The following is a 24,034-nucleotide window of genomic DNA, read 5'->3' on the forward strand; positions in this document are numbered from 1 at the left end:
TCAGGCACCTGTCTCTTCGGTCTCTATGCGGATGCCGTCGGCGACCCGGCCGCACCGGGCGACCGCCTCGTCGGCGTCGCGGCCGGAACTGAGCACATAGCCGGTGCTCGCGTGCGCGAGGGTCAGCAGCGGAGGGACGGCCTCGCCCGGGTTCAGCGCGATGGCCGCACCCGTCTCGTGCGGAGTCAGCTCTTCGAAGAAGGGGAGATAGAGGTCGTTGGTCTCGCCCTCGGGGATGCGCCTGACCACGGCCGGCAGGTCCTCGTCGACGGTGATCGACCGGATGGTGCCGGGCTCCGGGGTGAGATAGCGCAGCGCGGCGCCGCCGAGCGGGGCGGGGGAGACCGCGGGCAGCTCCTCGATGCCCAGCGGGACGGTCAGCATCATCCGGGCCGGGTTCAGCCCGAAGGCCCGCCGTGCCAGTTCCGGGGCGCCGCAGCCGCCGAGGCGGGCGTGCGACTCCAGGACCCGGGGGCCGTCGGCGGTCAGGACGAACTCGCTGTAGGAGGGGCCCTCGGTCAGCCCGACGGCGTCCAGGAGCCGCACCGTGAGGTCGTGGAGCGCGTCGTGGTGCGGTTCGGCGATCCGGCTCGGCGCGCTGACCTCCCACTCCACGAACCGTTCGTTCATCCGGTACTCCGAGAACCCGATGACCAGGTGCCGGCCGCCGTGGGAGAAAGCGTCGGCGGCGACCACCGGACCTTCCAGGTACTCCTCGCCGAGCGCGGCCGAAGCCCCGTCCTGCTCCAGGGCCTTGAAGGCAAGGGCGGCCTCGTGGGCACTGGACACCAGCTGTACGAGCCGGCTGGCCGCGCCGTCGACGGGCTTGATCACGCCACGGGAGGCCCCGAGCGAGTCGAAGAACTCCGCCGCCTCCCCGGGGCTGTGCAGCACCCGGTGGCGGACCGGGCTGAGCCCGTGCGCCTCCAGGGCTTCGCGGGTGCGGGCCTTGTCCTTGAGGATGCGGGCGGTCCGCTCGCTCACGCCGGGCAGTTCCAGGGCGTCGACCACGTACCCCACGGCGATGCCCGCCGGCTCCGAGGTCGTCATCACCCGGTCGAAGGGTCGCTCCTCGTGGAGGGGACGCAGCGCTTCGAGAATGGCCGGGCCGTCGTTGATCGGGGCGTGCACGATCCGTTCGCAGTGGCGTGCGATCGACGGGTCGTAGCTGCCCTTCTCATGGACCAGGACCACGTCGATGCCGAGTTCCTCGGCGCCGACGATCGGGGCGGGACGGCCGCCGACCACGGCTATGCGGTGGGTGCGTGACATGGGAATCTCCTCGCTCTCGGTCAGGGGGAAGACGGGTGCCGGGACAGGCCTCAGGAGAGCCCGAGGCCCTCGGCCACCAGGCGGGCGGCGATGTCGTGGCCCAGGTCGGTGAAGTGCGCCCGGTCCACGAAGAGCCAGTCGCGCGGGCCGGCGGCCTCGGCGAGCAGCGGACTGAGGTCGAGGAAGGGGACCCCGAGCTTGTCGCAGGCGACCTGGAGCTGGTCCGCGTACCGGCGGGCAGGCTCCATGGTGGCGATGTCGCCGTACAGTTCCCAGAAGTTGGACCGCTTGTCCAGCTCGTCGAAGAGCAGCTTCTCCTCGGGCGCGGGGGTCTCCCGCACCCACCCGGCCAGCGGCTGCAGCACGAACGAGACGCGTGCCCCGCTGTCGGCCGCGAGCAGCTTCCAGTTCTGCAGATGGCGGGCCGTCAGTTCCACCGAGGAAGCCATGCGTTCATCGAGCGGAAGCACCGCCGACGGGGCGGTCGGCGCGGCAGCGCCGGCGGCTCTCCGGTCGCGCCGCCCGAACCGAGGCGCGGGGGTGCGGTGCCGCTGCCGTAGCTCCTCCATCTGCTCGTAGTACTCACCGCAGTTGAAGAAGCCCCCGTGGTCACCGCGCTGCTCCTTCGGCAGCCGGGAGAGCGCGAGGTTGTTGAGGCCGGAGAAGACCACGATGTCGGTGACCCGGGGCAGCAGATGGCGGTAGAGAGCGAACAGGGTGAATTCCTGAGCCGAGTTGTAGCTGCGGCCCGCGAAGTTGAGCCACGGAGCCGACGGCGCGTAATCGCTCCACAGGCGGGAGGGCAGGGTCGCCGCGTCGCTCCGCGCGCCGATGCCGAAAGCTGTGGAGCTGCCCGCGAGCAGCCGGACAGGTCCCGTCTGCGCAACGCTGCCCGCCGACGCGCTCCTGTCGCCGGGACCCTGGGAGTAACGGAACCCGAAGTCATCGGTGTTGATGACGTCGGACCGGTAGCCGGCGCGGTGGAAATACATCAGATACGGCAGCCATCGGGTCTGGGACCGGTCGTCGAAATCGTCGTAGGCCAACATCTGCGGGGTGAGCGTCACCCTCTGCTCCGCCATGGTTCCTCCCGGTTCGTGAAGGGTCCGCCTCGGTCGGAGGTGACTCTTCCGTCGGTCCCGGAGGATCGGAACCATCAGAAATATGACGCCGCACAGTCATGAAGGCAGCGGCCGGTTCAGATCCCTGCAGCTGCAAGCTTGTGACCCTTTCGAGGCCCGACGGCCCGGCGCACAGTCGTTCTGGGCAGCACAGCCCGACGGAGAACGACCGCGGGAACGACCGCGGACAGACGACTGTGGGGAAGGCCGGCATGACCAGAACAGCCGTGGTGACAGGGGCGAGCAGCGGGATCGGCGCGGCCGTCGCCCGACGCCTCGCCAAGGACGGGTTCGACACCGTGCTGGTGGCCCGCCGGGGCGAGTTGATCCAGCGGGTCGCCGAGGAGACGGGCGGGCGGGCCGAGACGGTCGACATCACCGACGCCGACGCCGTACGAGCCCTGGCCGAGCGCCTCGACTCCTGCGACATCCTGGTGAACAACGCGGGCGGCGCGCTCGGCGCCGACCCGGTGAAGGGCGCCGACCCCGGCCACTGGCAGCACATGTACGCGGTCAACGTGCTGGGCACGCTCCATGTCACCCAGGCCCTGCTCCCGCTGCTGAGGCGCAGCGCGGGCACCGTCGTCAACGTGACCTCGACGGCTGCGTTCGTCAACTACGAGACAGGCGGCGGATACAGCGCCGCGAAGCATGCGCAGCACGCCCTGACCGAGACGCTGCGGCTCGAACTCTGCGGCGAGCCCGTCCGGGTCGTCGAGGTGGCACCCGGGATGGTGCACACCGAGGAATTCGCTCTGAACCGCTTCCACGGTGACGGGGAGCGGGCCGCCGCCGTCTACGCGGGGGTCGACCGGCCGCTGACCGCCGAGGACGTCGCCGAATGCGTCTCCTTCGCGGTCGGCCTGCCGCAGCACGTCAACATCGATCAGCTGGTGGTGCGCCCACTCGCCCAGGCGGCCCAGCACAAGATCCACCGAGGCGGCCTCTTCGCCGGCTGAGGCCGGGCACCCGCCCGCGCCTGCTCGCCCAACGAGCTGCCGGCACCGACACCCGGCGACGTCCGAACCCAGTGATGTCCGAACCCAGGAAAAGGGGCTCTCCGTCATGACCTTTCTGCGTGGATTTCTGGCCCGGCTGCTCCTCGCCCCGACGCGCAAGCCGCGCAAAGGGAAAGCCGATGCGTCCATCTACCCCATGTTCTGAGCACTTTGCCGGCCGGATTACGGAGAGGAAGACCTGTGGAAGGCGCAACGTCTCGCACCGTGTACGCGACGGCCGCGGACCCGGAGTGCCGGCCGGCCGGTGCCCGGCTGATGGCGGCCGTGCGTACCGAGGTCCGCCGTCACGGGTCCGCGGACCCCAGGTCGGCGGCAGAGCTCGGCGCGCTCGCCGCCGACTGGTCGCGGCACACGGCCGAGCACTTCCGCGCGCTGCTCGACGACTGCGGCACCGACGGTGCGCGGGACACCCTGGTGCGGAGGGTGGCGCTCGACTGCGCGCCGCTGGCGCTCGTGGCGGGCGCCTGGCTGCAGGGAATCAGCTCGCCGGCCGGCGCCGACGACCCCGCCGTTCTCCGGGTCCTGGCCCGCTATGCCCATGACGTCGGCGTCGGACAGCCCGCCGCATCACGGGGGGCCGCCTACCTCGCGCTGCTGCGCACCCTGAGACTGTCCGAGCACGCGGCGCCCGTACCCCGGCTGACACTCGACCGTCGCATCGACGACCACTGCTTCGACCTGGCGGCACTGCTGCTGACCATGAGCCGGCTGCCCGAGAACTTCCGTGACGAGCTGCGCGGCGCGGACTGGTGCCTGCGGGCAGTCGGGCTGCTCCCTCCGCTCGCCCTGGTCAAGCAGGCGGTACCGGCGGCGAGTTGGTATCGCATCGACCTCGCGTGCGAGGAGGCCGCACCGTGGCCGCCGGACGCCTTCAGCGACGTACGCCGCGCGAAGGGTGAGCGGGACCCGCACCGGCCGGACGGCGACTGGCCCGACGGGTTCACCGACACCGACAAGCAGCGGTTCTCCGCCGGGTTCCACTGGACGCTCGATGCACTGCGGCAGTGGAGCGACGGCGTGTACGCCCGCCTCGACGCGGCCCGCGACCCGGCCCGGGACATGGCGGAACTGCTCAGGCTGCGGGCCCGCGAGGGTGCCGTCTACCACCACGCGTTCCAGCTCGAAGGCCGTTCGCTCTCCGACTGGCTCGCCGAATGCCGCACCGACCCGGTGCCGCTGCTCGGCGCGCTGGCCCGCAGCCGTCTGGTGCGGCCCGGCCGGTCGGCGGCGAGCCCGCTGGTCAACGGCTTGACCGGAGAGGACGGAGCGATGTTCCGGGTCTTTGCGCCCGCCGAACTCGCGGTGATCCGCCGCTGGATCGACGCCCTCCCCGCCGCCTCGGCCGAAGCACCGGCGGCCCGCGCCGCCCGGAGCCCGGCGTCGCTCGTCCTGCCCTCGTGGGAAGCCGCGCCCGACGAGCGCGGAACGGCCCCGAAGGGGCTGCGCGATGCCTACCGGCAGCTCCAGTCCCGCACCGACACCCCCGCCCTGAGCGACTGGGCCGCCCGCTACGCACAGCGATGGCTCGACCGCTCGCGGCACGGCCTCGACCGGGACGGGAACCGGCTGCCGGAGCGGTGGCCCGCCGAGGGACTGCGGCCCTGGCTGGCCGAGCAGCACGAGCGGCACGCGGCGGAGTTCACCGCCGGACAGGACGTCCCGGTGCCGAGCCGCGAGGCACTCGTCGAGTCGACCGTCCAGCTCGCCCCGCTGACGATGATCGACGGCGGCTGGCTGCTCGGCTTCACCGACTACGAACTGGCCGCCTCGCACACCGGGTTCCCGCTCTTCGAGACGTACTGGGACGAGCTCGGCAACGGGCAGCCCGGCCTGAACCACCCACTGATCTACCGGGAACTGGTGGCCGAGATGGGGGTCGAGCTGCCGCCGACCGGCACGGCTGAGTTCGCCGCCTGGCCCGGGTTCGACGAGCGCTCCTTCGAACTGCCCGTCTACTGGCTGTCCGTCGCCCGCCGGCCCCGCACCCTCCAGCCCGAAATCCTCGGCCTGAACCTCGCCATGGAGCTCTCCGGTGTGGGCGGCTCCTACCGCAAGGCCCGACTGGCCCTGCTCAGTCACGGGTTCAGCACCCGGTTCGTGGACATCCACAACACCATCGACAACGTCGCCAGCGGACACGCCGCCTGGGCGTGCGACGCCGTGGACGCCTACCTGGCCGCCGTGCCGGCAGGCCCGTCCGGCGCCAGGGAGCAGATCTGGCGCCGGATATGCATCGGCTTCCGCTCGCTCGACCCAGGCACCACCCCAGTCCTGGCCCGCTGGGCAGGGCGCGTACGGAGGAGTAAGGCCCATGCCTGACCTGGTTCTCGGCTTGTCCGCCTACTACCACGACAGCGCGGCCGCGCTGATCGCGGACGGCGTGCCGGTCGCCGCCGCGCAGGAGGAGCGGTTCAGCCGCCGCCGGCACGACCCCGCCTTTCCCGCCCGCGCGGTGGAGTACTGCCTGCGGGAGTACGGGGTCACCCTGGACGATGTGTCCGCAGTCGCGTACTACGAGGATCCGGCACTCAAGTTCCGTCGAGTACTTGCCAGCTATCTGGGCGCCGCTCCGTTCGGCTTCGGTTCCTTTGCGCGCGGACTGCCCGAATGGCTGTCCTGGAAGCGCCGGACCACCGAGGTGGTGACGGCCGAACTGGCCGCCCTGGGGCGCGGCGAGGTACCCGCGGTCGAGGTCCGCAGGCACCACGCCTCGCACGCCGCCTCGGCCTTCCTGCCCAGCCCTTACGAATCCGCCGCGGTGCTCTGCGTCGACGGCGTCGGCGAATGGGCCACCACCACCCTGTGGCACGGGCGGGGCAGCGATCTGCGGCAGCTGGGCGAACTGCGCTTCCCGCACTCCCTCGGCCTGCTCTACTCGGCCTTCACCTACTTCTGCGGATTCAAGGTCGACTCCGGCGAGTACAAGCTCATGGGTCTCGCCCCGTACGGGAAGCCGCGGTACGCGGAGCTCATCCGGGAGCGGCTGATCGACATCAAGCCGGACGGCTCCTTCCGCCTCGACATGCGCCACTTCGCCTTCCTGAAAGGGGAGGTGATGACGGGCAGGGCCTTCGAGAAGCTCTTCGGCGGCCCGCGCCGTAACCCCGAAGGTCCACTCACGGAGAGGGAGTTCGACCTGGCGGCCTCGGTGCAGGAAGTCACCGAGGAGGTCATGGTCAGGCTCGCCCGCACGGCCCGCGAACGCACCGGCGAGAGCCGGCTCTGCCTGGCCGGCGGGGTCGCGCTCAACTGTGTGGCCAACGGACGGGTGATCGAGGAGGGCATCTTCGACGAGGTGTGGATCCAGCCCGCCGCCGGGGACGCCGGGGGAGCGCTCGGCGCAGCCCTGGCAGTCGCCGCCGACCGGGGGGCGCCCCGGGCCCACCTCGGCAGCGGCCGGGACGCCATGTCCGGCGCCCTGCTCGGTCCCGAGTACGGGGACGCGGAGATCGCCGAGTACCTCGACAACAGGTCCATCCCCTACACCCGGCTCGACCCGGCGTCGGTCGCGGACCGGCTGGCCAAGGAGCTGGCCTCGGGGAAGGTGGCCGGCTGGTTCCAGGGCCGGTCCGAGTTCGGTCCGCGGGCGCTGGGCGCCCGGTCGATCCTGGGCGACCCGCGCGACCCCCGGATGCAGTCCGCCATGAACCTCAAGATCAAATTCCGCGAGTCGTTCCGTCCGTTCGCACCCTCGGTGCTCGGCGAGGACGCCCGTGACTACTTCGACCTCCGTCAGGAGAGCCCGTACATGCTGGTGGTCGCCGGGGTCGCGGCCGGCCGGCGGCTCGACCCGCCGACGGACACCGGCGCGGCCGTCGGCCTGGACCTGCTGCGGGTTCCGCGGTCACGGATTCCGGCCGTGACCCACGTCGACTTCTCGGCCCGGGTCCAGACGGTGACCGCCGACGCCAACCCGGCGTACCACCGCCTGCTGACCGCCTTCAAGGCCGAAACCGGTTGCCCGGTCCTGGTCAACACCTCCTTCAACGTGCGGGGCGAGCCGATCGTGAACTCGCCGCACGACGCCTACACGTGCTTCATGCGCACCGGGATCGATGTCCTCGCCATCGGCAACTTCCTGCTGGACAAGGCGGATCAGCCCAGGTGGCAGGAGCCGGGCGACTGGCGCGAGGAGATCCCGCTCGACTAGCGCGCAGAGCGGCAACGAAGCAACGACATGAAGACGCGAGCAACGCAAAGACGCGAACGACGCAAAGACGCAGGGAGCAGAGACAGATGCGCAGAGTGGTTCTTCTCGCCGTCTACCTTCTCGTGGTCACGCCCGCGGGCCTGGCGAGCCGACTGATCCGTGACCCGCTGACCCGTCGCACACGGCGGTGCGTCCCGAGCTACTGGGTGCAGCCGTGACGGCCGGCCCGGGCACCGCGCGTTACGGACTCGACGACGGGCTCCGCGACGTCCTGGCCAAGGAGGTGCACGAGCGGATCGAGTGCGCCGAGCCGCTGGCGCCGGACGCCCACGGCGCGATCCTGGCCCGCATCGGCGGATACGTCCTGGAGCGGCACCTGCCCGGCGAAGTGCTCGACGGTCTGCGGGAGTTCACCGACTCCGGCGCCCCCGCCCTGATCATCGAGAACCTGCCCCGGCCAGAGGTGCCGCCCACTCCGGTCGGCGGCTTCTGCGAGGAGCCTCCGCTCGCGGTGATCAATGCCCTGCACCTGGGACTCGTCCGGCTGCTCGGCGGTGTCCCGTTCGCCGTGGGCTACGAGAACCGGGGGCTCCTGATGCGCAATGTGGTGCCCAATCCGGCGGCGGCCGGTACGACCAGCTCGTGGGGCGCGGACGCCGAGTTCTTCTGGCACTCCGACAACCCGCACCTTCCTTTCGGCGAGCCGGGGTACGACCCGCGGCCGTTCGTCCCCCGGCACCTCGCCTTCTATGCGGTTCGCAACCAGGAGCGGGTGCCCACCGAGGTGGTCCCGGTCGGTGACGTCCTGTCCGGGCTCGACCTGGAGACTCGAAGGGACCTGGCCCGGCCGGAGTTCGAGATCGGGCCGCCCGCCTCCACCGGCGCCGACGCGCCCGGCCCGCTGCGTGACACGGCCGTCCTGAAGGCGGGCCCGGACGGCCGCCCCCGAATCCGCTACGACCAGGGCACCACCAGGGGCGGCACGGCGCGCGCCGCGGCCGCGCTCGTCCGGCTGGCCGAAACCCTCGAAAGCACCGCTGCCGAACGGTTCGCGCTGGAGCCGGGGGGTTTCCTCGTCTTCGACAACTACCGCGTCCTGCACCGCCGGCGGGCCTTCGTCCCCGACCCGCCGGCCACCGCGCGCTGGCTGCGCCGCTGCTACGCGGGCTGAGTGGAGCACCGCCCGCACCCATGAAGATCCGGCCGCGTGGACGACGTACGGCTTCATCGCCCGACGCGCCGACTCATCTGCGACATAACGACTTACCTCTGGAGTGGACATGTTCCGAGTAGCAGTGATCGGCGGCCGGCCCGCCCCCGTGGCCGGTGCCAAGGAGCTGGGCATCGATGTGGTGCTCGTGCACGAGGAGGGCGCTTACGATCCCGCCGTCGCGCGGCACTGCGAACGCATCGTGCACGCCCCGATAACCGATGGGCCCGCGATCCTGGAGGTGCTGCGTCCGCTGCACGAGGAGCGGCCGTTCGACCGGGTGCTGACCACCACGGAGCCCGCCGCCGAGTCCACCGGATACGTCGTCGACGCGCTGGGTCTCACAGGGGTCACCGAAGCGACGGCCAGGGCCCTCAAGGACAAGGCGCTCACCCGCGAGCTGCTCGCCAAGTACGACCTCAGCCCGGTCCGTTACCAGGTGGTGCACAGTGCCGAGGAGGCGGCCGAGTTCCAGCGGTCGGTCGGCGGCCGCATCGTGCTCAAGCCGGTCGACGGCGTCGCCAGCCTGCACATCCACCCGGCCGCGAACGCCGAGGAGGCCGCGCGGGCCTGGCGCGACCTCGCCGCCGACGGGTTCGACGCGCCCATCGCGGAGGAGTATCTGGAAGGCCCGGTCGTCAGCGTCGACTCGTTCTCCTTCGACGGACGGCACGTGCCCATCGGGTACTCCGAGTACCGGATGAACGAGCGCTTCGTGGAATGGGAGGTCAGCACCCCGAGCCGGGCGGCCGCCCCGCACCTGGCCGAGCTGCGCGCGCTCACCGTGCGGCTGCTCGACGCCGTGGGGCTCACCGAAGGGCCCTCGCACAGCGAGTTCGTGCTGACTCCGCAGGGCCCCCGGGTGCTCGAATCGCATGCCCGGCTGGCCGGCAGCGGGGCGCCCGAACTGGTGCGGCGTGCCTTCGGCGTGGATCTGAACCGCTGGTTCCTCACCGTCCCGCTCGGCATCGACGAGCTGCCCGCCACCTCCCCCGAGCCTGTCGGCGGCGCCGCGGTGCGGTTCTTCACCCCGCTGCCGGGACAGGTCTGCGCGGTCGAGGTGGCCACCGAGGTGGGCGTCGAGGTGAGGCGGGTCCCGCAGGGGGAGGCACCGCTGGTCTTCCTGCCGTACCTCGACGAGTTCAGGCAGCTGCCGGCCGCCGCGGTCATCGCCAAGAGCCCGGGCGACACCGTGCCGGAGCTGCTCACCGTCGCCGACTGCGTGTCCGGATATGTGATCGCGTCCGGCGTGGACCGGGAGGCCGCGGTCGCCCGGTGCGAGGAGATCGACAAGGACATCCGTTTCCTGACCGACTGACCCGCCCACACCATTGAAGGAGAAGAGAGTTGGAAACCAACGAGCACACCCTGAGCGCGGCCGCGCTCCTGGAGACCGCCCACAAGGCCGTCTCGCAGGGCTATCCCTGCGACGACCGGCTGGCACGTGCCGCGCTGCACCTCATCGAGTGCGCCACGGACGTCGTCGTACGTCTGCCGGACCGTGACATCGACTCGGCGCGGGAGGCGCTCGGGCTGGCCCGCGCGGCGGTGGTGACCGCGACCTGTGCCGTACGGGAGATCCACGCCCAGGCCCGGGAGACGTCCGAGCCGGTGTCCCTGCCCACCCCCGGGAAGCTGCCGGCCGGGTCCGCGCGTGGTCCCGGCCGGGTCTGCTGCGGCCTCGACCGGTAGCCGGGCGACCGTTCCGCCGAGGTCAAGAGCCCCGTCCGCGCCCCACGCCGAAGCCCCGCTGCCGCACTGCGGCAGCGGGGCTTCGGCGTGGGGCGCATGTTCGTGCACTTGGTTTCGTACTTACGCACTGCACAAGTCTGACCTTATTGGAGGCCGCCTGTTTTCGAAGAATAGAGATGTGAGCGGGGGAGCCGCCCACAAACAACGAGAAGAGGAATCGAATTATGCGTAACGACACGTTCCAGATGAAGCTTTCCACCACTCGCCGTGGGATTCAGTCCGCCCTGGTCGCTGCCGCTTCGGCGGTACTCGTCGCCACTGCGGTGGGCGTCGCGACCGCCGGTTCCGCCGCCGCCGACACGACCACGACGACGACCACCCCCACCACGAGCGCCTCGCCCGACGATCACGGCTGGGACTGAACAGGCATATTCCAGCAGCACAATATCGAGCACCGCTGAACAGAATCCATCGGAGGAACGTACGATGACGATCAGCCCGGCCCTTGAGGTCCACGCCCCCGACGCACCCGTCTTCGGTCCCGAAATCGAACTGCGCAGCCAGATCACGGTCGAGCTCGTCGACCACACCGCCTCCGACCTGGGAGTCGTGCGCGCGGCGCGGGTCTCCACGGCCGGCGAGGAGGCGCACCGCGAGGAGCGTGGCGACGCATATATCGGGGGCCTCATCCGGTATTTGATGCGCAGCCGTCACGGCAGCCCTTTCGAGCACAATTCGATGACCTTCCTGGTGCACGCGCCGATCTTCGCGATCCGCCACATGATGCGCCACCGAATGTGGTCCTTCAATGAGGAGAGCGCCCGGTACAAGGACCTCAAGAACGTCTTTTACGTGCCCGACCGCGACCGGGCCCTGAAACAGGAGGGGAAGCCCGGCCACTACCAGTACGTACCGGGCAGCGAGGAGGACTACGAGCTGCTCTCCACCGCCACCAGCGAGGCCTACCGGTCCGCCTTCCGCGAATACCAGAAGATGCTCGATGCCGGAATCGCCCGCGAACTGGCCCGCATGGTGCTCCCCGTGGCCACCTTCTCCACCGTGTACGCCACCTGCAACGCCCGCTCGCTGATGCACTTCCTCGGCCTGCGCACCAACCGCGCCGACGCCGCCTATGTGTCGCACCCGCAGCGGGAGATCGAGGTGGTGGCCGAGCAGATGGAGGACGAGTTCGCGCGGCTGATGCCGCTGACCCACGAGGCCTTCGAGAAGTTCGGACGCGTCAGTCCCTGACCGGATCGCGATCCGACGGAGGTTCCTGCCATGAGAATCACGGTCTACGCGGGCTCGGCCCTGGGGAACCAGGCCATCTATCAGGAAGCCGCCGCGGCCTTCGCCAAGCAGCTCGTCGCCGAGGGGCACGAGATCGTCTACGGCGGGGGAGCGGCCGGCCTCATGGGGGTCGTCGCCGACTCCGCCCTGGCGGCCGGCGGCCGGGTCACCGGAGTGATCCCGAAACACCTGGTCGATGCCGAAGTCGCTCACCAGGGCCTGACCGAACTGCACATTGTCGACACCATGCACCAACGCAAGCAGATCATGGCCGACCTGGCCGACGCCTTCGTGGCGCTGCCGGGCGGGGTGGGCACCGTCGAGGAGATCCTCGAAGCCTGGGCCTGGCTCATCCTCGGCCGGCACGGAAAGCCGATGGCGATGCTGAACGTGGACGGCTACTGGGACCGTCTTCTGCGGATGATCTGCCGCATGTCCGCCAGTGGATTCCTGCGTGAGCAGGAGCTGGGCACCCTCGCGTCCGTCGGGGACGCGAACGAATTCCTCGACCTTGTAAGCCAGTGGGAGCCCCCGCCGCCGCGATGGGGCTGAGATCGGGAGTAGGAGCGATGTCGGTACTGAATGTGGAGAGCGCGGCCCCCGAGGCCGCGCAGGTCACCGTGGTGGACGGCTATGTCCCGGTGATCGACCTGAGTTCCGCACGGTCGGGCGGGGCGGCGGAACGGCAACTGGCCGCGGTGATCGACGAGGTCTGCCGTACCAGCGGCTTCCTGGTGATCGTCGGCCACGGCGTGCCCGAGCGCACGATAGCGGAGATGTACCGGGCCACCCGGGAGTTCTTCGCGCTGTCGGCCGAGACCAAGGCGGAACTGCTCGCCGTCCCGGCCGACCCGCTGATGCGGGGATTCGGCCGCCAGGGCAGCCTCGCCGCCTCCAACGCGGAGGCCGAGGTCGAGCAGGAGCGGGCACTGCCGGACATCTCGGAGACCTTCACGGTCAACCGCCTGGGTGAGCCGGATGCGGACCGGGCGCTGCCCGCCGACGCCGACCCGGCGCTGCGGACCCCGAACCGCTGGCCCGAACTGCCCGGCTTCGCCGAGGCGTACCGGTCCTACTACGCGGCCATGGAGGTGCTGGCCGCGGACATCATGCGGCTGTTCGCCCTTGCGCTCGATCTGCCCGAGGACTGGTTCGAGGACAAGATCGAGCAGCACATGACCAACCTGACCGCCAACTTCTACCCGCAGCAGCCGGAGCCCCCCGCACCCGGGCAGCTCCGCAAGGGAATGCACAGCGACTGGGGAAGCCTGACCATCCTGTACCAGGACGACGGCCCGGGCGGACTGCAGGTCCTCGACAAGGCCGGCCAGTGGCTCGACGTGCCTGTCATCGAGGGTTCCTTTGTTGTCAACATCGGTGACCTGATGGCCATTTGGACCAATAATCGGTGGGTGAGCACCGTCCATCGGGTGGTCAATCCGCCGCGTGAACTGGCTGGAAAGGAACGCTATTCGGTCCCCTTCTTCCACCAGCCCGCTTACGACGCCCTCATCGAGTGCATCCCCACCTGCACCGGGCCGCTCAATCCGCCGAGGCACCGACCGGTGCGTTCGGGCGACTACATCATCGGTAAGTTCAGCAGAGCGTATGGCGCGTAAGTCCGGGACGAACAGTTCCGCGAACTACGGGATGCCGTCGAAAGCGAGGTGAGAACACCATGGCCAGAGCAGTTCTGCTGCTGGGCGCCGAGGGTGCCGCGGCCGAGCAGCTGGTGGGAGCGGCCCAGACCCTCGAGATCCACCTACACATCGCGACCCACCGGGAGCTGTACCGGAGCTGTCCCGACGAACTGCGCAAGCAGCTCGCCGGAACCGTCTTCACCGACTTCCGCAGCACGGCGTACGCCGTCGACCAACTCGCCGAGTACTGCGCCCAGGAAGGCATCGGCGGAGTGGCGGTCGGCCGGGAGACGCTGTCCCCGGTCGCCGCAGCACTGACCGACCGGCTGGGACTGCCTGGCCATGATCCAGCCATGGCAGAGTCCACCCGCGGCGCGTGGCAGATGGCGCAGACCCTTCGGGCGCGCGGCGTGCCCGGGCCGCGCACGCTGGCGGTCGTCTCCCCGGAGGCCGCCGAGGAGCGGCTGCGGTCGGCCGGCCTTCACTACCCGGTCGTCGTCAGACCGGCCGGGGGTTCGGGCAGCATCGGGCTGACCCTCGTCGAGACGCCGGACGAGCTGCCCGGCGCGGTCCGGCGCGCCCTGAAATGGCGCGAGGACATCACGTACGGAATCCGCTTCGACGCCGTCGCGGTGATCCAGGAGCACCTGGAAGGCGCCGAGTACGGCGTGGAGACCGTGCTGCACCGCGGCGGCTGCACGCACCTGGCGATCGTCCGCCGGATCTCCACCGGCGGCCGGAACGGCGAGGAGCTCGGCCGTACCCTGCCCGCCGACGTGGACGAGCTGACCCGGATCACGATCCTGGCCACCGTGGAGCGCGGGCTCGCGGCCCTGGGGCTGCGGGACGGCATCGCGCACAGCCATCTGAAGATGACGGCAGAGGGCCCCCGGCTCATCGAAGTGGGCGCCGGCCCGCCCGACGGACCCGTCATGGAGATGATCGAGCACGCCACCGGCGTCAGCGAGGCCGCGGCCTATCTCCAGGCCGTCCTCGGCGAACTGCCCGACACCCGGCCGACCCGCAGCGGTGCGGTGGCGATCCGGTTCATCAACACCCCGCGGCACGGTGTCTTCCGCGGGCTGAGCGGCCTCGCCGCCAGCCCGCATGTCATCGCCGTCCGCTCCTACGCGGAACCGGGCGACCTGGTGGGCAGCACCCACTCCAAGTACACCCGTCTCGGCCACGTCATCGTCCTGGCGACGGGACCGGACCAGGCCGACGCCCGCGCCGACGAGGCCATCGCGGGCATCTCCAGCTGCATCGAAAGCTGAGCCCCTCCCGGAGAGACCGGCTGTCTCCCCTCTCCGCACCCACCCCTTGAACGGCACCGCCGTGCCGCCGCCACGGCGGTGCGGCGGCCTGCCCATGACCGGAGGAACGAGAACCATGAAGGGAACACAGAGTCCGGGTCCGGCACGCCGGGCCCTCGGTGTCGGATGGCGACTGCACGGCGACGGCCGGGCACCGCGACCGGGCGCCGCGGTGATGCCGGACGAGCGGCTGTCCTGGCCGCGCACGGTGGGCCTCGGAGCCCAGCACGTAGTGGCGATGTTCGGCGCGACATTCGTCTTTCCGGTGGTCATGGGGCTCGACCCGAACCTCGCCATCATGATGTCCGGAGTCTCGACCGTTCTGTTTCTGCTGGTGGTTCAGGGCCGGATCCCCAGTTACCTCGGCACGAGCGCCTCGTTCGTCGGCGCGGTGGCGGCCATCCGGGCGGCCGGCGGCACCACGTCCACCGTCACCGGTGCGATCCTCGTCGCGGGGCTGGTGCTCGCCGCGGTGGGCCTGATCGTCCACTTCGCCGGGCCCGGACTGATCAACAAGGCATTCCCGCCCGTCGTGGCGGGCGCGGTCGTCCTGCTCATCGGGCTCAACCTGGCGCCGGTGGTGGCCGACATCTACTGGCCCCAGGACCAGTGGGTGGCTCTCGCGACCATGTGCGTGGTCGTCGTCACAGGCGTGCTGCTGCGCGGATTCTGGAGCAGGCTCGCGGTCTTCGTCGGCCTGGTCTTCGGATACGTCTTCTCGTGGGTGCTGGACATGACGACAGGCCCGATCACCGCGCCCGGGGCCACCGGCGAGGTCAGCCGCCATCTGCGGGTGCAGCTCTCGGAGGCCGCCTCGGCCCCGTGGTTCGGCCTGCCGACCATGCACGCACCGACGTTCACCGCGTCCGCCGTGCTCCTCGTGCTGCCCGGCGTGATCGCCCTGGTGGCGGAGAACACCGGGCACATCAAGGCGGTGGCCGAGATGACGGGGTCCGACCTCGACCCGGTGCTCGGGCGCGCCATCCTGGGCGACGGCCTGGCCACGGCGGTCTCCTCGGCGGTCGGCGGCGCGCCGACCACGACCTTCGCGGAGAACATCGGGGTGATGGCCGCGACCCGGGTCTACTCGACCGCCGCGTACTGGATGGCGGCCGCCGCGGCCCTGCTGTTCGGCCTGTGCCCCAAGTTCGGCGCGCTCGTCGCAGCTACCCCGGGCGGTGTCCTCGGCGGCATCACCGTCGTCCTGTACGGGATGATCGGGCTGCTCGGCGCCAAGATCTGGATCAAGTCGTCGGTGGACTTCGCGGACCCGGTGAACCTGGTCCCGATCGCAGCCGGCGCGGTGCTGGGCATCGGCGGGGTTTCGCTCAAGGTGACGGACACCTTCTCGGTCAGCGGGATAGCCCTGGGCACCCTGGTCACCCTCCTCGGCTACCACGTCCTGGCGGCCCTGCGGCGTCCTGTCGCCGAGTCGGCTCCGGAGTCCCGTCCGGCACCCGTCGCGCAGACGCGCGAGGCCGCACCCACGACGCCGGCTCCCGCCGCCCGGCTCGTGCCGGCCCCGGTCCAGGAGCCCGAGCCCGCCCTCCTCGAGCCCGGCCCGGCTCCGGCGGTTACGGCTTCCTAGACCGGAACAGCGAAGCGCATCAACCAGCCGGCGCTACGGCGCACCCGCAGCCGGGGTGTGAAGTGATCCCAGGGTCACTTCACACCCCGGCTGTTTCGCCTGCCTCGGGAGGCGGGCCGCCACCGGCCAGCTGACCGAGCCGGTATCCGAGTTGGAAGCGGCTCTCCGCCTTGAGATCGGCCTTGAGTTTGGCCAGGTGGGTGGCGTACGCGCGGGTGCTGAGCCCGATCCGCTTGGCGATGGCATTGTCGCTGTCCCCATGGATGAGGCACCTGATAATGGTCTCGCGCAACACGGCGCTGATATGGCTCGATTCATTCGGCGTCCGGGATCCCTGAAAGGGTTTGGCGCGCTGCCAGTTGCGCTCGAACACCTCGGTGAGGAAACGCACCACGGCCGGTTCCCTGATAATGACGGCCTGGTCCCGCTCGGTGTCGGCAGGGACGAATGCCATGCTCCGGTCGACGATGATCAGCCGGTCGAAGAACTCGTCGAGAGTACGGACCTGGGCGCCGAGCGAGGTCATTTCGGTCACGTATTCACGGGTGGGTCCGTCGTGCCAGGCGGTGTGCTGGTAGAGCGTCCGCACCTCCACCCCGCGGTCGAGCAGCTCGGCGGTCTGCTGACGGATCTGTTCGAGTGTGGCCTTGGGCCGGCCGCCCCCCGGCTGGGCGGTGAACAGCTCCGAGGTGCTCTGCTGCACACTCTCGTTGACGATGGCGCTGATCGCGGCCTTGCCCTGGATGCGGACGATGGACTCGCTGCCCTGCGGTCCCGCGGTGTGCCGGGAGTCGACGATGAGGGGTCGCAGCAGGTCCGTGAGGTTCCGGGCCTCCTCCAGCATGGTCAGCGCGGAGGAGCGCAGCAGCGCTCCGATCCGGGCCTCCACGATGCCGGGCTCCACCGCGACGAAGCGCGAGGGGGACGAGGTGTCCTCGCGGACCATCCCCATGGACAGGAGCTCATCCATGATCTCGCGATCCTCGCGGATACCGTCCGCAGGGCACCCCGACCGGCCGTCCGACCGCTCCCGCTCGGACTGCGCACCCGAGTCCTTCCGGAGGAGTTCGACGTACGTAGCGCGCGCCTTTGTGCTGGGTATGGGCACCACTGGCTTTGCCGGATACATAGCCAACTCCGTTGAGAGTATTGGTGATCACGCAGAAGGAGGCGGAGTCTAGCTTCCATGGGCCAGGTGCCGATAGGAGCCGAATCCGCCGCCGACAGGGCAGGGTTGTGTGCCTGCTGCATGGGCATTGTGCCTGTTCGTCCGCAGCGCAGTGAACAGAACGCGCCTATTTCACAGAGATGTCAAATAGCGGTCGGATTCCGGCCAGGGGCGAAGCCGTGACCGGGCCGGCCCGCGCGGAACCGCCGGTGTGTCAATCCGTCCCGGATGCGCCGGGATCGTCGCTTTCTCCCAGCGCAATCCCCAATTGCCACGCGCGAAAACCGGCTTGGAAGCGGCTCTCCACCCCCAGTTCGTCGGTGATGTCCTTCACGTGCCGGCGAAAGGTCCGGGTCGCCATCCCCAGCCGCTTGGCAATCACCTCATCCTTCAGGCCGGTCGCCATCAGGCGCAGGATCGAGGTTTTCAACTCTTCGGTGGATGGCTGGAATTCGGCCTGATGGGCGTCAAAGGGCCGGCCCGACTCCCAGAGGCTCTCGAACATCCGGTACAGGAAACCCACCACCGTCGGGTCGGTGACCACCGAGGCCCCCTGCGGCCGGCCCGCGGCCCGGGGCTGCGGGACGAACGCCGTCTCCCGGTCGAAGACGATGATCCGGTCGAACGCCTCGGCGGTGGTGCGGATCCGGGCACCGGCCGCAGAGACCGACCGCACATAGGCCTGCGTCGACAGGCTCGCCCGCGCGGTGTGCTGGTACAGGGTGCGCAGTCGCACTCCTCGCTCCAGCATCGACAGGCTCTCCGCGACGATCGAGCTCAGCGTGTCGGGGTCGCGGCCGCCGCCCGGCTGGATGGAGACCATCTCCTCGGTGCACAGCCGGGTCATCATCGACAGTTCGCGGCGCACCTCAGCGGGATCGTCGAAGGAGCGCAGCCCGTCCGAGTTGCGCCCGGCACGGCTGCGCTCCGCGAACAGCGGAGCCAGAGGCCTCAGTTGGGCGTGCATGCGGGTCAGCTCCTGCTGCCGCTCCCGGATCTCCTGCTCCAACGGCGCCCGGGCGAGCATCTCGGCGATCGCCGGGTCGGCCGGCAGCAGTTCGCCGCCGTCGGTACTGGACACGAGCAACCCGAGTTCCAGTAGGTTGTCGCGCGCAAGGGTCAACTCGCTTATCTCCAGGCCCAATTCGGCCGCTGCATCGTCGGCGTCGCGGAGCCCGCCGTTCCGCAGCGCCCATTCATAGACGGACAGCGAGACTGGCTCGAGAATGAGCGCCGAGGCGCCGCGTTGTGTCCCTGAACGCGCCATTTGTCGAGATCCTCTTCCGGTCTGGCCAGCTTAGGACACCGAGTATCTCTCCAACTGAGCCGCTGTTGCTGGCAAAGTCTTCATATCGCGCTGTACAGCACGGTCGATCTGAACGACCGAGGTTCCCCGGAAGGGTGAAACAATGCGCCGAATCGCATTCCTGCGATCCATTGAGATTCAGCAGACAAAGCCTTTTCTCACAGCCCTCGAGGCACGTCTCCAGCGGGAGGACACCGAAGCAAAACTCTTCTACACGGACGGCGAGTGCGGACCCGATGACTTCCCCGGAGAATCGGAGAAGATAGCCGGTGGCATATCCGCCGACGAGCTCGCCAAGAAGGTCATCGACTGGGGCGCTCACGGAGTGATCTCCCTTTCCATCGCTGACGAGAACGCCCTGCGCGACTCGGTGGTGCGGCGCCGCCTGGAGACCGTGGGGATTCCCATGGTGGCGCACAGCCTGGCCGCCACGAGCCTCACCGCCAACAAGTGGGAGACGAAGCGGCTGCTGGAGGAGCACGGATTCGACATTCCGCCCGGAGTGCTCGTGGACAGCGATGTACTCGCCGGTCGCGGCCTGCGCATTCCCGCGTACGTCGACTCGATCCTGATCCAGACCGCCGACATGGGATATCCCGTGCTCAGCAAGCCGCTCTGGGACTGCATGGGTGCCGGCATGGTGCCGCTGGCCGACGAAGCGGAACTGGAACGGCACTTGGCCGAACCACACAGCGGAAATTTCATCCTGGAACGCTGTGTGTCCGGTGAGATCTGCTCGGTGGAAGTGGTCGGAGCCCGCGGGCAGTACGTGGTCCACCCGGTAGTGTGGCAGGGTCCGGCGGAGATCGGCCCGGTCTTCAACTTCGGCCGGCTGCGCTATGTGGCACCGCGCCGGGAGGCGGATCCGGCATTCGCCCCGGTGGCCGAGAAACTCAAGAAGCTCGCTCGTGCCCTGGATCTGCACGGAGCGGTCGGGCTGGACATGATTTACGAGGACGGAATCTACCGGATTCTCGAAATCAATCCACGAGTCACCGGAACGACCACCCCCTGCATAGCCTCCACCGGCTTCAACACGTACGACTGCCTGCTCTCCATCCTGGACGGGACCTGGCCGGACGAGGCGGACCACGGGCACGGCCTCCAGCGGGTGTGCCTGCAGTTCCCGGTGCGTGAACTCTCGCCGGAATTCGTGCACGACGTGACCCGCGAGCTGGACGTCGTACGGACGCAGTCGCTCAATATCGATGGTGTCGACCACCCCAATTTGATCATCACCTGCGAGCTCGACGACCGGGCGGAACTCCCGGGGAAGCTCGAATCGCTCTGGCAGCGCCATGAATTCACCGACCGGTCATTCCTGCGGCAGATCGCGGCGGCCGTAGGAGTGGCCGACACGGAAGCGGCGGCGACCGCTGTGGCAGCGGCATGACGAAATCCGAAGTGTGGGAGAAAGAAATGAAGGAAACGGCAGGCAGCCATGCGGATTGACGGCTATCGCAAGGTCGTGACCCAGCCAGGCATCGGCCTGCTCATGCTCCTCGGGTTCTTCTCGAAGATCGCGGTGGTGGCGATCCCGGTCGTGATGAACCTCGGCGTCGTGTTCGGCCTCGACCGAGGCTTCGGCGCCGCCGGCCTGGTGATCGCGCTGTGGACGGTGGGCGTGGCGGTCGGCGGTCCGGTGCAGGGCCACATGATGGACAAGTACGGCGTACGGCCCGTGCTCATCGTCTCGTTGACCGGCCAGGCGCTCTTCTGGGGGATCGGCCCCAGCATGTCCTACGGGGTGCTCTCGGTGGCCGCTGTCGGCTGCGGACTCCTCAACCTTCCGGGGTTCGCCGTCGTGCGGCTGAGGCTCGCGGTCGCCATCCCGGAGGAGCAGCGGCACACCGCCTTCGCGCTCGACGCCATGACGTCCAACATCTCGTACATGGTGGGCCCGGCGGTCGGTGTGACCGTGGCGACCACCGTCTCCAGCGATGTCTCGATGCGGGGCCTCGGCCTGATCGTCGCACTCGCCGGGGCGGGCCTGGCCCTGCTCAACCCCCAGGTCCGCGACTCCGCCAAGGGCACCGGCAGCGAGCCCGCCCCCCGCATGAAGTTCCGCGAGTGGTTCAAGCCCGCGCTCGTCCCGGTCCTCGTGGCCACCACCGCCACCACTCTGGCGACCGCCGGCTACGAGACGGCGATCGTGGGCGGGCTGCGCGACTCGGGCCAGGTCGAATGGGCCGGCCTCGTCCTCACGGTCTGCGGCCTCTGCTCCTTCATCGGCGCGCTCCTGTACGGCACGCTGAAACGGCCGCCCCACTTCGCCGTCATCTCGGCGCTGGTGGGCCTCACGACCGTGATCGGCGGCTTCGCCACCGGCGACTGGCGCCTGCTGTGCCTGGCCATGGTGCTGCCGGCCGCCCTCTGCTCGCCCTCCTTCGCGGCGACGGGCGGCGCCGCGAGCGGGCTGGCGCCGGCCGGGGCGCGGGGAGTCGTGATGGGCATCTACAGCGCCTCCCTCACCCTCGGCAACAGCATCGGCGCCCCCCTGTCCGGCGCGATCCAGGACGCCAGGAGCCCACTCTGGGCCTTCGTGGTCATCGGGCTCGCCAGCGCCGCCCTCTCCGGTGTGGCCCTCGGCTGGACTGCCTGGCTGGCTCGCAGGCCGACCGCCGAGCCGCAGAGCGCACCGGTCCTCGCCGACGCCGCCGCCTGACGGCAGTCACCTCATATCACCTTTCATGCACAGCAGTTGGAGACCTGAATGGACACCAAGGGTTACGTCGTCATCGTCGACGCATTCGCCCCGGCCCGGTTCTTCCCGCCGGAGTTCCACGAAGCGGGCTATGCATGCGTGCGGGTGCAGAGCACCCCTGAGATTCCGCCGGCCTTCGCCGGCTCCCTGGACCTGACGCTCTACGCCGACAACATCGTCCACACCGGGGACCTCGAAGAGACCGTACGGGCCGCAGGTGCGTACGAACCGGTGGCGGTCTTCGCCGGCAGCGAGTTCGGCGTCGAGTTCGCCGACCGGCTCAGCGAGGCCATGGGCCTGCCGACCAACGGCACGGAGCTCAGCGCCGCCCGCCGCGACAAGTTCACGATGATCGAGACGATCAAGACCGCAGGGGTACACGGAGCCAGGCAGCTGCTTGCCACAAGTGCCGAGGAACTCGCCCAGTGGCATGCGGATTTGGGTACCCGCGCCGTTGTCAAGCCGCTCAAGAGCGCGGGCAATGACGGCGTCAAGTTCTGCGCCACCCCGGAGGAGAGTGCGGCCGCCTTCCTCGAACTCACCGGCGCGGAGAACCTGTTCAGCCAGCGCAACGAGGGCGTCGTCGCCCAGGAACATCTCTTCGGCGGCGAGTACATGGTCAACACCGTCAGCCGGGACGGCAAGCACCATGTCACCGACATCATCGCCACCACGCGCCTTTCCGTGAACGGCGTTCACGACATCAGCAACTCCTGCTATCTGCTCCCCCGTCACGGTGAGGCGCAGGACCAGCTCGTCCCGTACGCGTTCGAAGTCCTTGACGCCCTGGGCGTGCGGCACGGTCCCTCCCACATCGAGCTGAAGCTCACCCCCTCAGGACCCGTGCTCATCGAGATGGGCGCCCGCATCTGCGGCGGAGACCTCCCGCACTATGTGCAGCTGGCGACCGGCGAATCCCCCTTCGACTGGACCGTCGACGCCTTCGTGCGGCCGGACCGCTTCCACGAGCGCCGCGACAACGACTACGAGATCCAGCGGTACTTCGCCTCGGTCGGCCTGGTCTCCGCCAAGGAGGGGCAGCTGGAGTCGCTGCGCCACCTCAAGGAGATCGAGGAGCTCGAGAGCTTCCACGACCTGTCGCAGTTCGTCCCGCTCGGGGGCACGGTCGTCCCCACGGTCAACGACAGCACTTACGTCGGCTTCGTGCGGCTCTTCCACGAGCTCGAGGAGGTCGTCATGCGCGACATCAACACCATCCACTACCTGGACGGCGACGGAATGTACGCAATCTCCGAGGAGTCCTGACCCCATGAACGCGAACAACGCCGCCCTGCCGCACATCGTCGTCATCAACCGCTGGCGCGAGCAGTACGCCCGCTATGCCGAATACCTCGACCACGCCACCCACCGGGTCTCCTACATCACCACGGAGGTGGGGCTGCCGTCCGTACCCGAGGCGGCGGGCGACATCCTGGTGGTGGAGCGGACCGACGACCTGGAGGCCGTGCGCGCCGCACTGAGGGTGCTCGCCGTGCGGCACGGACGGCCCGAGGCGATCGTCGCCCTCAAGGAGGACGATCTCCTGATCGCCGCCGAGCTGCGCGAGGAGTGGAACTGCCCCGGCCAACGGGTGGGCCACCTGGCTCGCTTCAGGGACAAGTACCTCATGGCCACCGCTGTCGCGGAAGCCGGGCTCGACCTGCCGGACTTCACCCTCGCCGGCGACGAGACATCCATTCTGGAGTTCGGCGCGAAGCACGGCTGGCCGCTCATCCTGAAGCCGGTGATGGGCAGTTCCAGCGAAGGAGTCGTCAAGCTCGACGGCCCCGAGGACGTCCTCACCGTCGACCTCGCGGACACGCCCATGATGGTGCAGACCTTCAACCCCGGCCGGATCTACCACGTGGACGGCGTCTTCACCGGCCGGGAGATCCAGCACTGGCGCGCCTCGCGCTATGTGAACACCTGCCTGGGATTCCGCTCGGGCGACTTCCTCGGCTCCGTCGAGGAGGACGACGAGTCGGTCAACAAGGCCATCGGCGAGAGCACCGCCGACTACCTCCGGGCGCTCTCCGGCGATCCGCTCGTCTTCCACCTGGAACTGTTCGTCAACGACACCCCGGACGGCCCCCGCTGCAGCTTCCTGGAGGTGGGCGCGCGGGTCGGCGGCGCCGAGATCCCCTTCGTCTGGCGTGAACTCCACGGCTACGACCTGATGGACGCCGCATTCCAGCTCCAGCTCCAACGCCCCGTTCCCCAGGGACAGCTGAGTCGGCCCGAGGAAATCGGCGGCTACCTGCTGATCCCGGCCCCCGGGGCACGGCCGTGCCGCATCACCGAGGTCACCTCGATGGTCGGCAGCACCCCGGGACCGTACGCCGAGGCGCTCCTGGAGGTCGGTGACATCCTGCCGCGGGCCGACGCGTACTACGAGCACGTCGGCGGCCGCTTCCGCTTCCGGGGTGCGACGAGCCACGAAGTGGAGCAGGCCCTCGTGGCAACCGCCGCGGCCTTCCGGGTCTCCGGCGTCCCGGCCACCCCCGCGGACCAGGCCGCCGCACCCCTGGGTCAGCTGGCCGGCGCGAGCAGGGGCTGACCGG

General features: G+C 69.7%; 21 protein-coding genes. 17 read left to right on the forward strand and 4 right to left on the reverse strand.

Features of this window, described 5'->3' with window-relative positions:
• Together OHA03_RS19525 and OHA03_RS19530 are read right to left on the reverse strand one after the other, a co-directional pair.
• The gene (locus OHA03_RS19525) at positions 1 to 1,272 is read right to left on the reverse strand and encodes an ATP-grasp domain-containing protein (RefSeq protein ID WP_267005103.1); all 1,272 of its coding nucleotides are present in this window, start codon (positions 1,270 to 1,272) and stop codon (positions 1 to 3) included.
• 50 nt (positions 1,273 to 1,322) lie between these two features.
• Positions 1,323 to 2,354 (reverse strand): Inducer of phenazine A, encoded by a 1,032-nt coding sequence (locus tag OHA03_RS19530; RefSeq protein ID WP_267005104.1) that lies wholly within the window; start codon positions 2,352 to 2,354, stop codon positions 1,323 to 1,325.
• 251 nt (positions 2,355 to 2,605) lie between these two features.
• On the opposite strand from OHA03_RS19530, the gene OHA03_RS19535 reads away from it, so the two are divergent.
• The 13 genes from OHA03_RS19535 to OHA03_RS19595 all read left to right on the forward strand — a co-directional run bounded on the left by OHA03_RS19535 (position 2,606) and on the right by OHA03_RS19595 (position 16,295).
• Entirely contained in the window at positions 2,606 to 3,352 is a 747-nt protein-coding gene (locus OHA03_RS19535) for an SDR family oxidoreductase (RefSeq protein ID WP_267005105.1), read from the forward strand.
• A 240-nt stretch (positions 3,353 to 3,592) separates the two neighbouring features.
• Complete coding sequence (locus OHA03_RS19540; RefSeq protein ID WP_267005106.1) at positions 3,593 to 5,731, forward strand: iron-containing redox enzyme family protein; 2,139 nt, start codon at positions 3,593 to 3,595, stop codon at positions 5,729 to 5,731.
• Positions 5,724 to 7,562: a carbamoyltransferase gene (locus tag OHA03_RS19545; protein ID WP_267005107.1), complete on the forward strand. Its 1,839-nt coding sequence runs from the start codon at positions 5,724 to 5,726 to the stop codon at positions 7,560 to 7,562. The genes OHA03_RS19540 and OHA03_RS19545 overlap by 8 nt, the downstream gene beginning before the upstream one ends.
• Positions 7,563 to 7,648: 86 nt before the next feature.
• A complete protein-coding gene (locus OHA03_RS19550) occupies positions 7,649 to 7,780 on the forward strand; it encodes a hypothetical protein (RefSeq protein ID WP_267005108.1) in 132 nt (43 codons plus the stop codon).
• Positions 7,777 to 8,733 carry a TauD/TfdA family dioxygenase gene (locus OHA03_RS19555; protein ID WP_267005109.1) on the forward strand — a complete coding sequence of 319 codons (957 nt, stop codon included), beginning with the start codon at positions 7,777 to 7,779 and terminating at the stop codon, positions 8,731 to 8,733. Before OHA03_RS19550 ends, OHA03_RS19555 begins: the two co-directional genes overlap by 4 nt.
• A 103-nt stretch (positions 8,734 to 8,836) precedes the next feature.
• Complete coding sequence (locus tag OHA03_RS19560; protein ID WP_323181230.1) at positions 8,837 to 10,090, forward strand: ATP-grasp domain-containing protein; 1,254 nt, start codon at positions 8,837 to 8,839, stop codon at positions 10,088 to 10,090.
• Positions 10,091 to 10,119: 29 nt separating this feature from the next.
• Positions 10,120 to 10,464, forward strand: coding sequence for a hypothetical protein (locus OHA03_RS19565; protein ID WP_267005111.1), 345 nt, complete (start codon positions 10,120 to 10,122; stop codon positions 10,462 to 10,464).
• 224 nt (positions 10,465 to 10,688) lie between these two features.
• Positions 10,689 to 10,886, forward strand: coding sequence for a hypothetical protein (locus OHA03_RS19570; protein ID WP_267005112.1), 198 nt, complete (start codon positions 10,689 to 10,691; stop codon positions 10,884 to 10,886).
• 64 nt (positions 10,887 to 10,950) lie between these two features.
• A complete protein-coding gene (gene thyX / locus OHA03_RS19575; RefSeq protein WP_093774214.1) occupies positions 10,951 to 11,715 on the forward strand; it encodes an FAD-dependent thymidylate synthase in 765 nt (254 codons plus the stop codon).
• A gap of 30 nt (positions 11,716 to 11,745) precedes the next feature.
• Positions 11,746 to 12,306: a TIGR00730 family Rossman fold protein gene (locus tag OHA03_RS19580; RefSeq protein WP_267005113.1), complete on the forward strand. Its 561-nt coding sequence runs from the start codon at positions 11,746 to 11,748 to the stop codon at positions 12,304 to 12,306.
• Between the two features lie 17 nt (positions 12,307 to 12,323).
• On the forward strand, positions 12,324 to 13,373 hold the full coding sequence (locus OHA03_RS19585; RefSeq protein ID WP_267005114.1) for an isopenicillin N synthase family oxygenase: 1,050 nt from the start codon (positions 12,324 to 12,326) through the stop codon (positions 13,371 to 13,373).
• A gap of 59 nt (positions 13,374 to 13,432) precedes the next feature.
• Entirely contained in the window at positions 13,433 to 14,668 is a 1,236-nt protein-coding gene (locus OHA03_RS19590) for an ATP-grasp domain-containing protein (protein ID WP_267005115.1), read from the forward strand.
• Positions 14,669 to 14,783: 115 nt separating this feature from the next.
• Positions 14,784 to 16,295, forward strand: coding sequence for a uracil-xanthine permease family protein (locus tag OHA03_RS19595; protein WP_267005116.1), 1,512 nt, complete (start codon positions 14,784 to 14,786; stop codon positions 16,293 to 16,295).
• Positions 16,296 to 16,374: 79 nt separating this feature from the next.
• Here the strand turns inward: OHA03_RS19595 and OHA03_RS19600 are convergent, their stop codons facing one another.
• Together OHA03_RS19600 and OHA03_RS19605 are read right to left on the reverse strand one after the other, a co-directional pair.
• Positions 16,375 to 17,265, reverse strand: coding sequence for a LuxR family transcriptional regulator (locus OHA03_RS19600; protein WP_267005117.1), 891 nt, complete (start codon positions 17,263 to 17,265; stop codon positions 16,375 to 16,377).
• A gap of 412 nt (positions 17,266 to 17,677) precedes the next feature.
• Positions 17,678 to 18,730: a helix-turn-helix domain-containing protein gene (locus OHA03_RS19605; RefSeq protein WP_267005118.1), complete on the reverse strand. Its 1,053-nt coding sequence runs from the start codon at positions 18,728 to 18,730 to the stop codon at positions 17,678 to 17,680.
• A gap of 142 nt (positions 18,731 to 18,872) precedes the next feature.
• On the opposite strand from OHA03_RS19605, the gene OHA03_RS19610 reads away from it, so the two are divergent.
• From OHA03_RS19610 to OHA03_RS19625, 4 genes are read left to right on the forward strand one after another with little or no spacing between them, the layout of a single operon-like run.
• The gene (locus OHA03_RS19610; protein ID WP_267005119.1) at positions 18,873 to 20,162 is read left to right on the forward strand and encodes an acetyl-CoA carboxylase biotin carboxylase subunit family protein; all 1,290 of its coding nucleotides are present in this window, start codon (positions 18,873 to 18,875) and stop codon (positions 20,160 to 20,162) included.
• 48 nt (positions 20,163 to 20,210) lie between these two features.
• A complete protein-coding gene (locus OHA03_RS19615; RefSeq protein WP_267005120.1) occupies positions 20,211 to 21,434 on the forward strand; it encodes an MFS transporter in 1,224 nt (407 codons plus the stop codon).
• Positions 21,435 to 21,482: 48 nt separating this feature from the next.
• Positions 21,483 to 22,739: an ATP-grasp domain-containing protein gene (locus OHA03_RS19620; protein WP_267005121.1), complete on the forward strand. Its 1,257-nt coding sequence runs from the start codon at positions 21,483 to 21,485 to the stop codon at positions 22,737 to 22,739.
• 4 nt (positions 22,740 to 22,743) lie between these two features.
• A complete protein-coding gene (locus OHA03_RS19625) occupies positions 22,744 to 24,030 on the forward strand; it encodes an acetyl-CoA carboxylase biotin carboxylase subunit family protein (RefSeq protein WP_267005122.1) in 1,287 nt (428 codons plus the stop codon).
• Positions 24,031 to 24,034 lie beyond the last annotated feature (4 nt).

This window comes from Streptomyces sp. NBC_00154, assembly GCF_026342835.1.
Classification (GTDB): domain Bacteria; phylum Actinomycetota; class Actinomycetes; order Streptomycetales; family Streptomycetaceae; genus Streptomyces.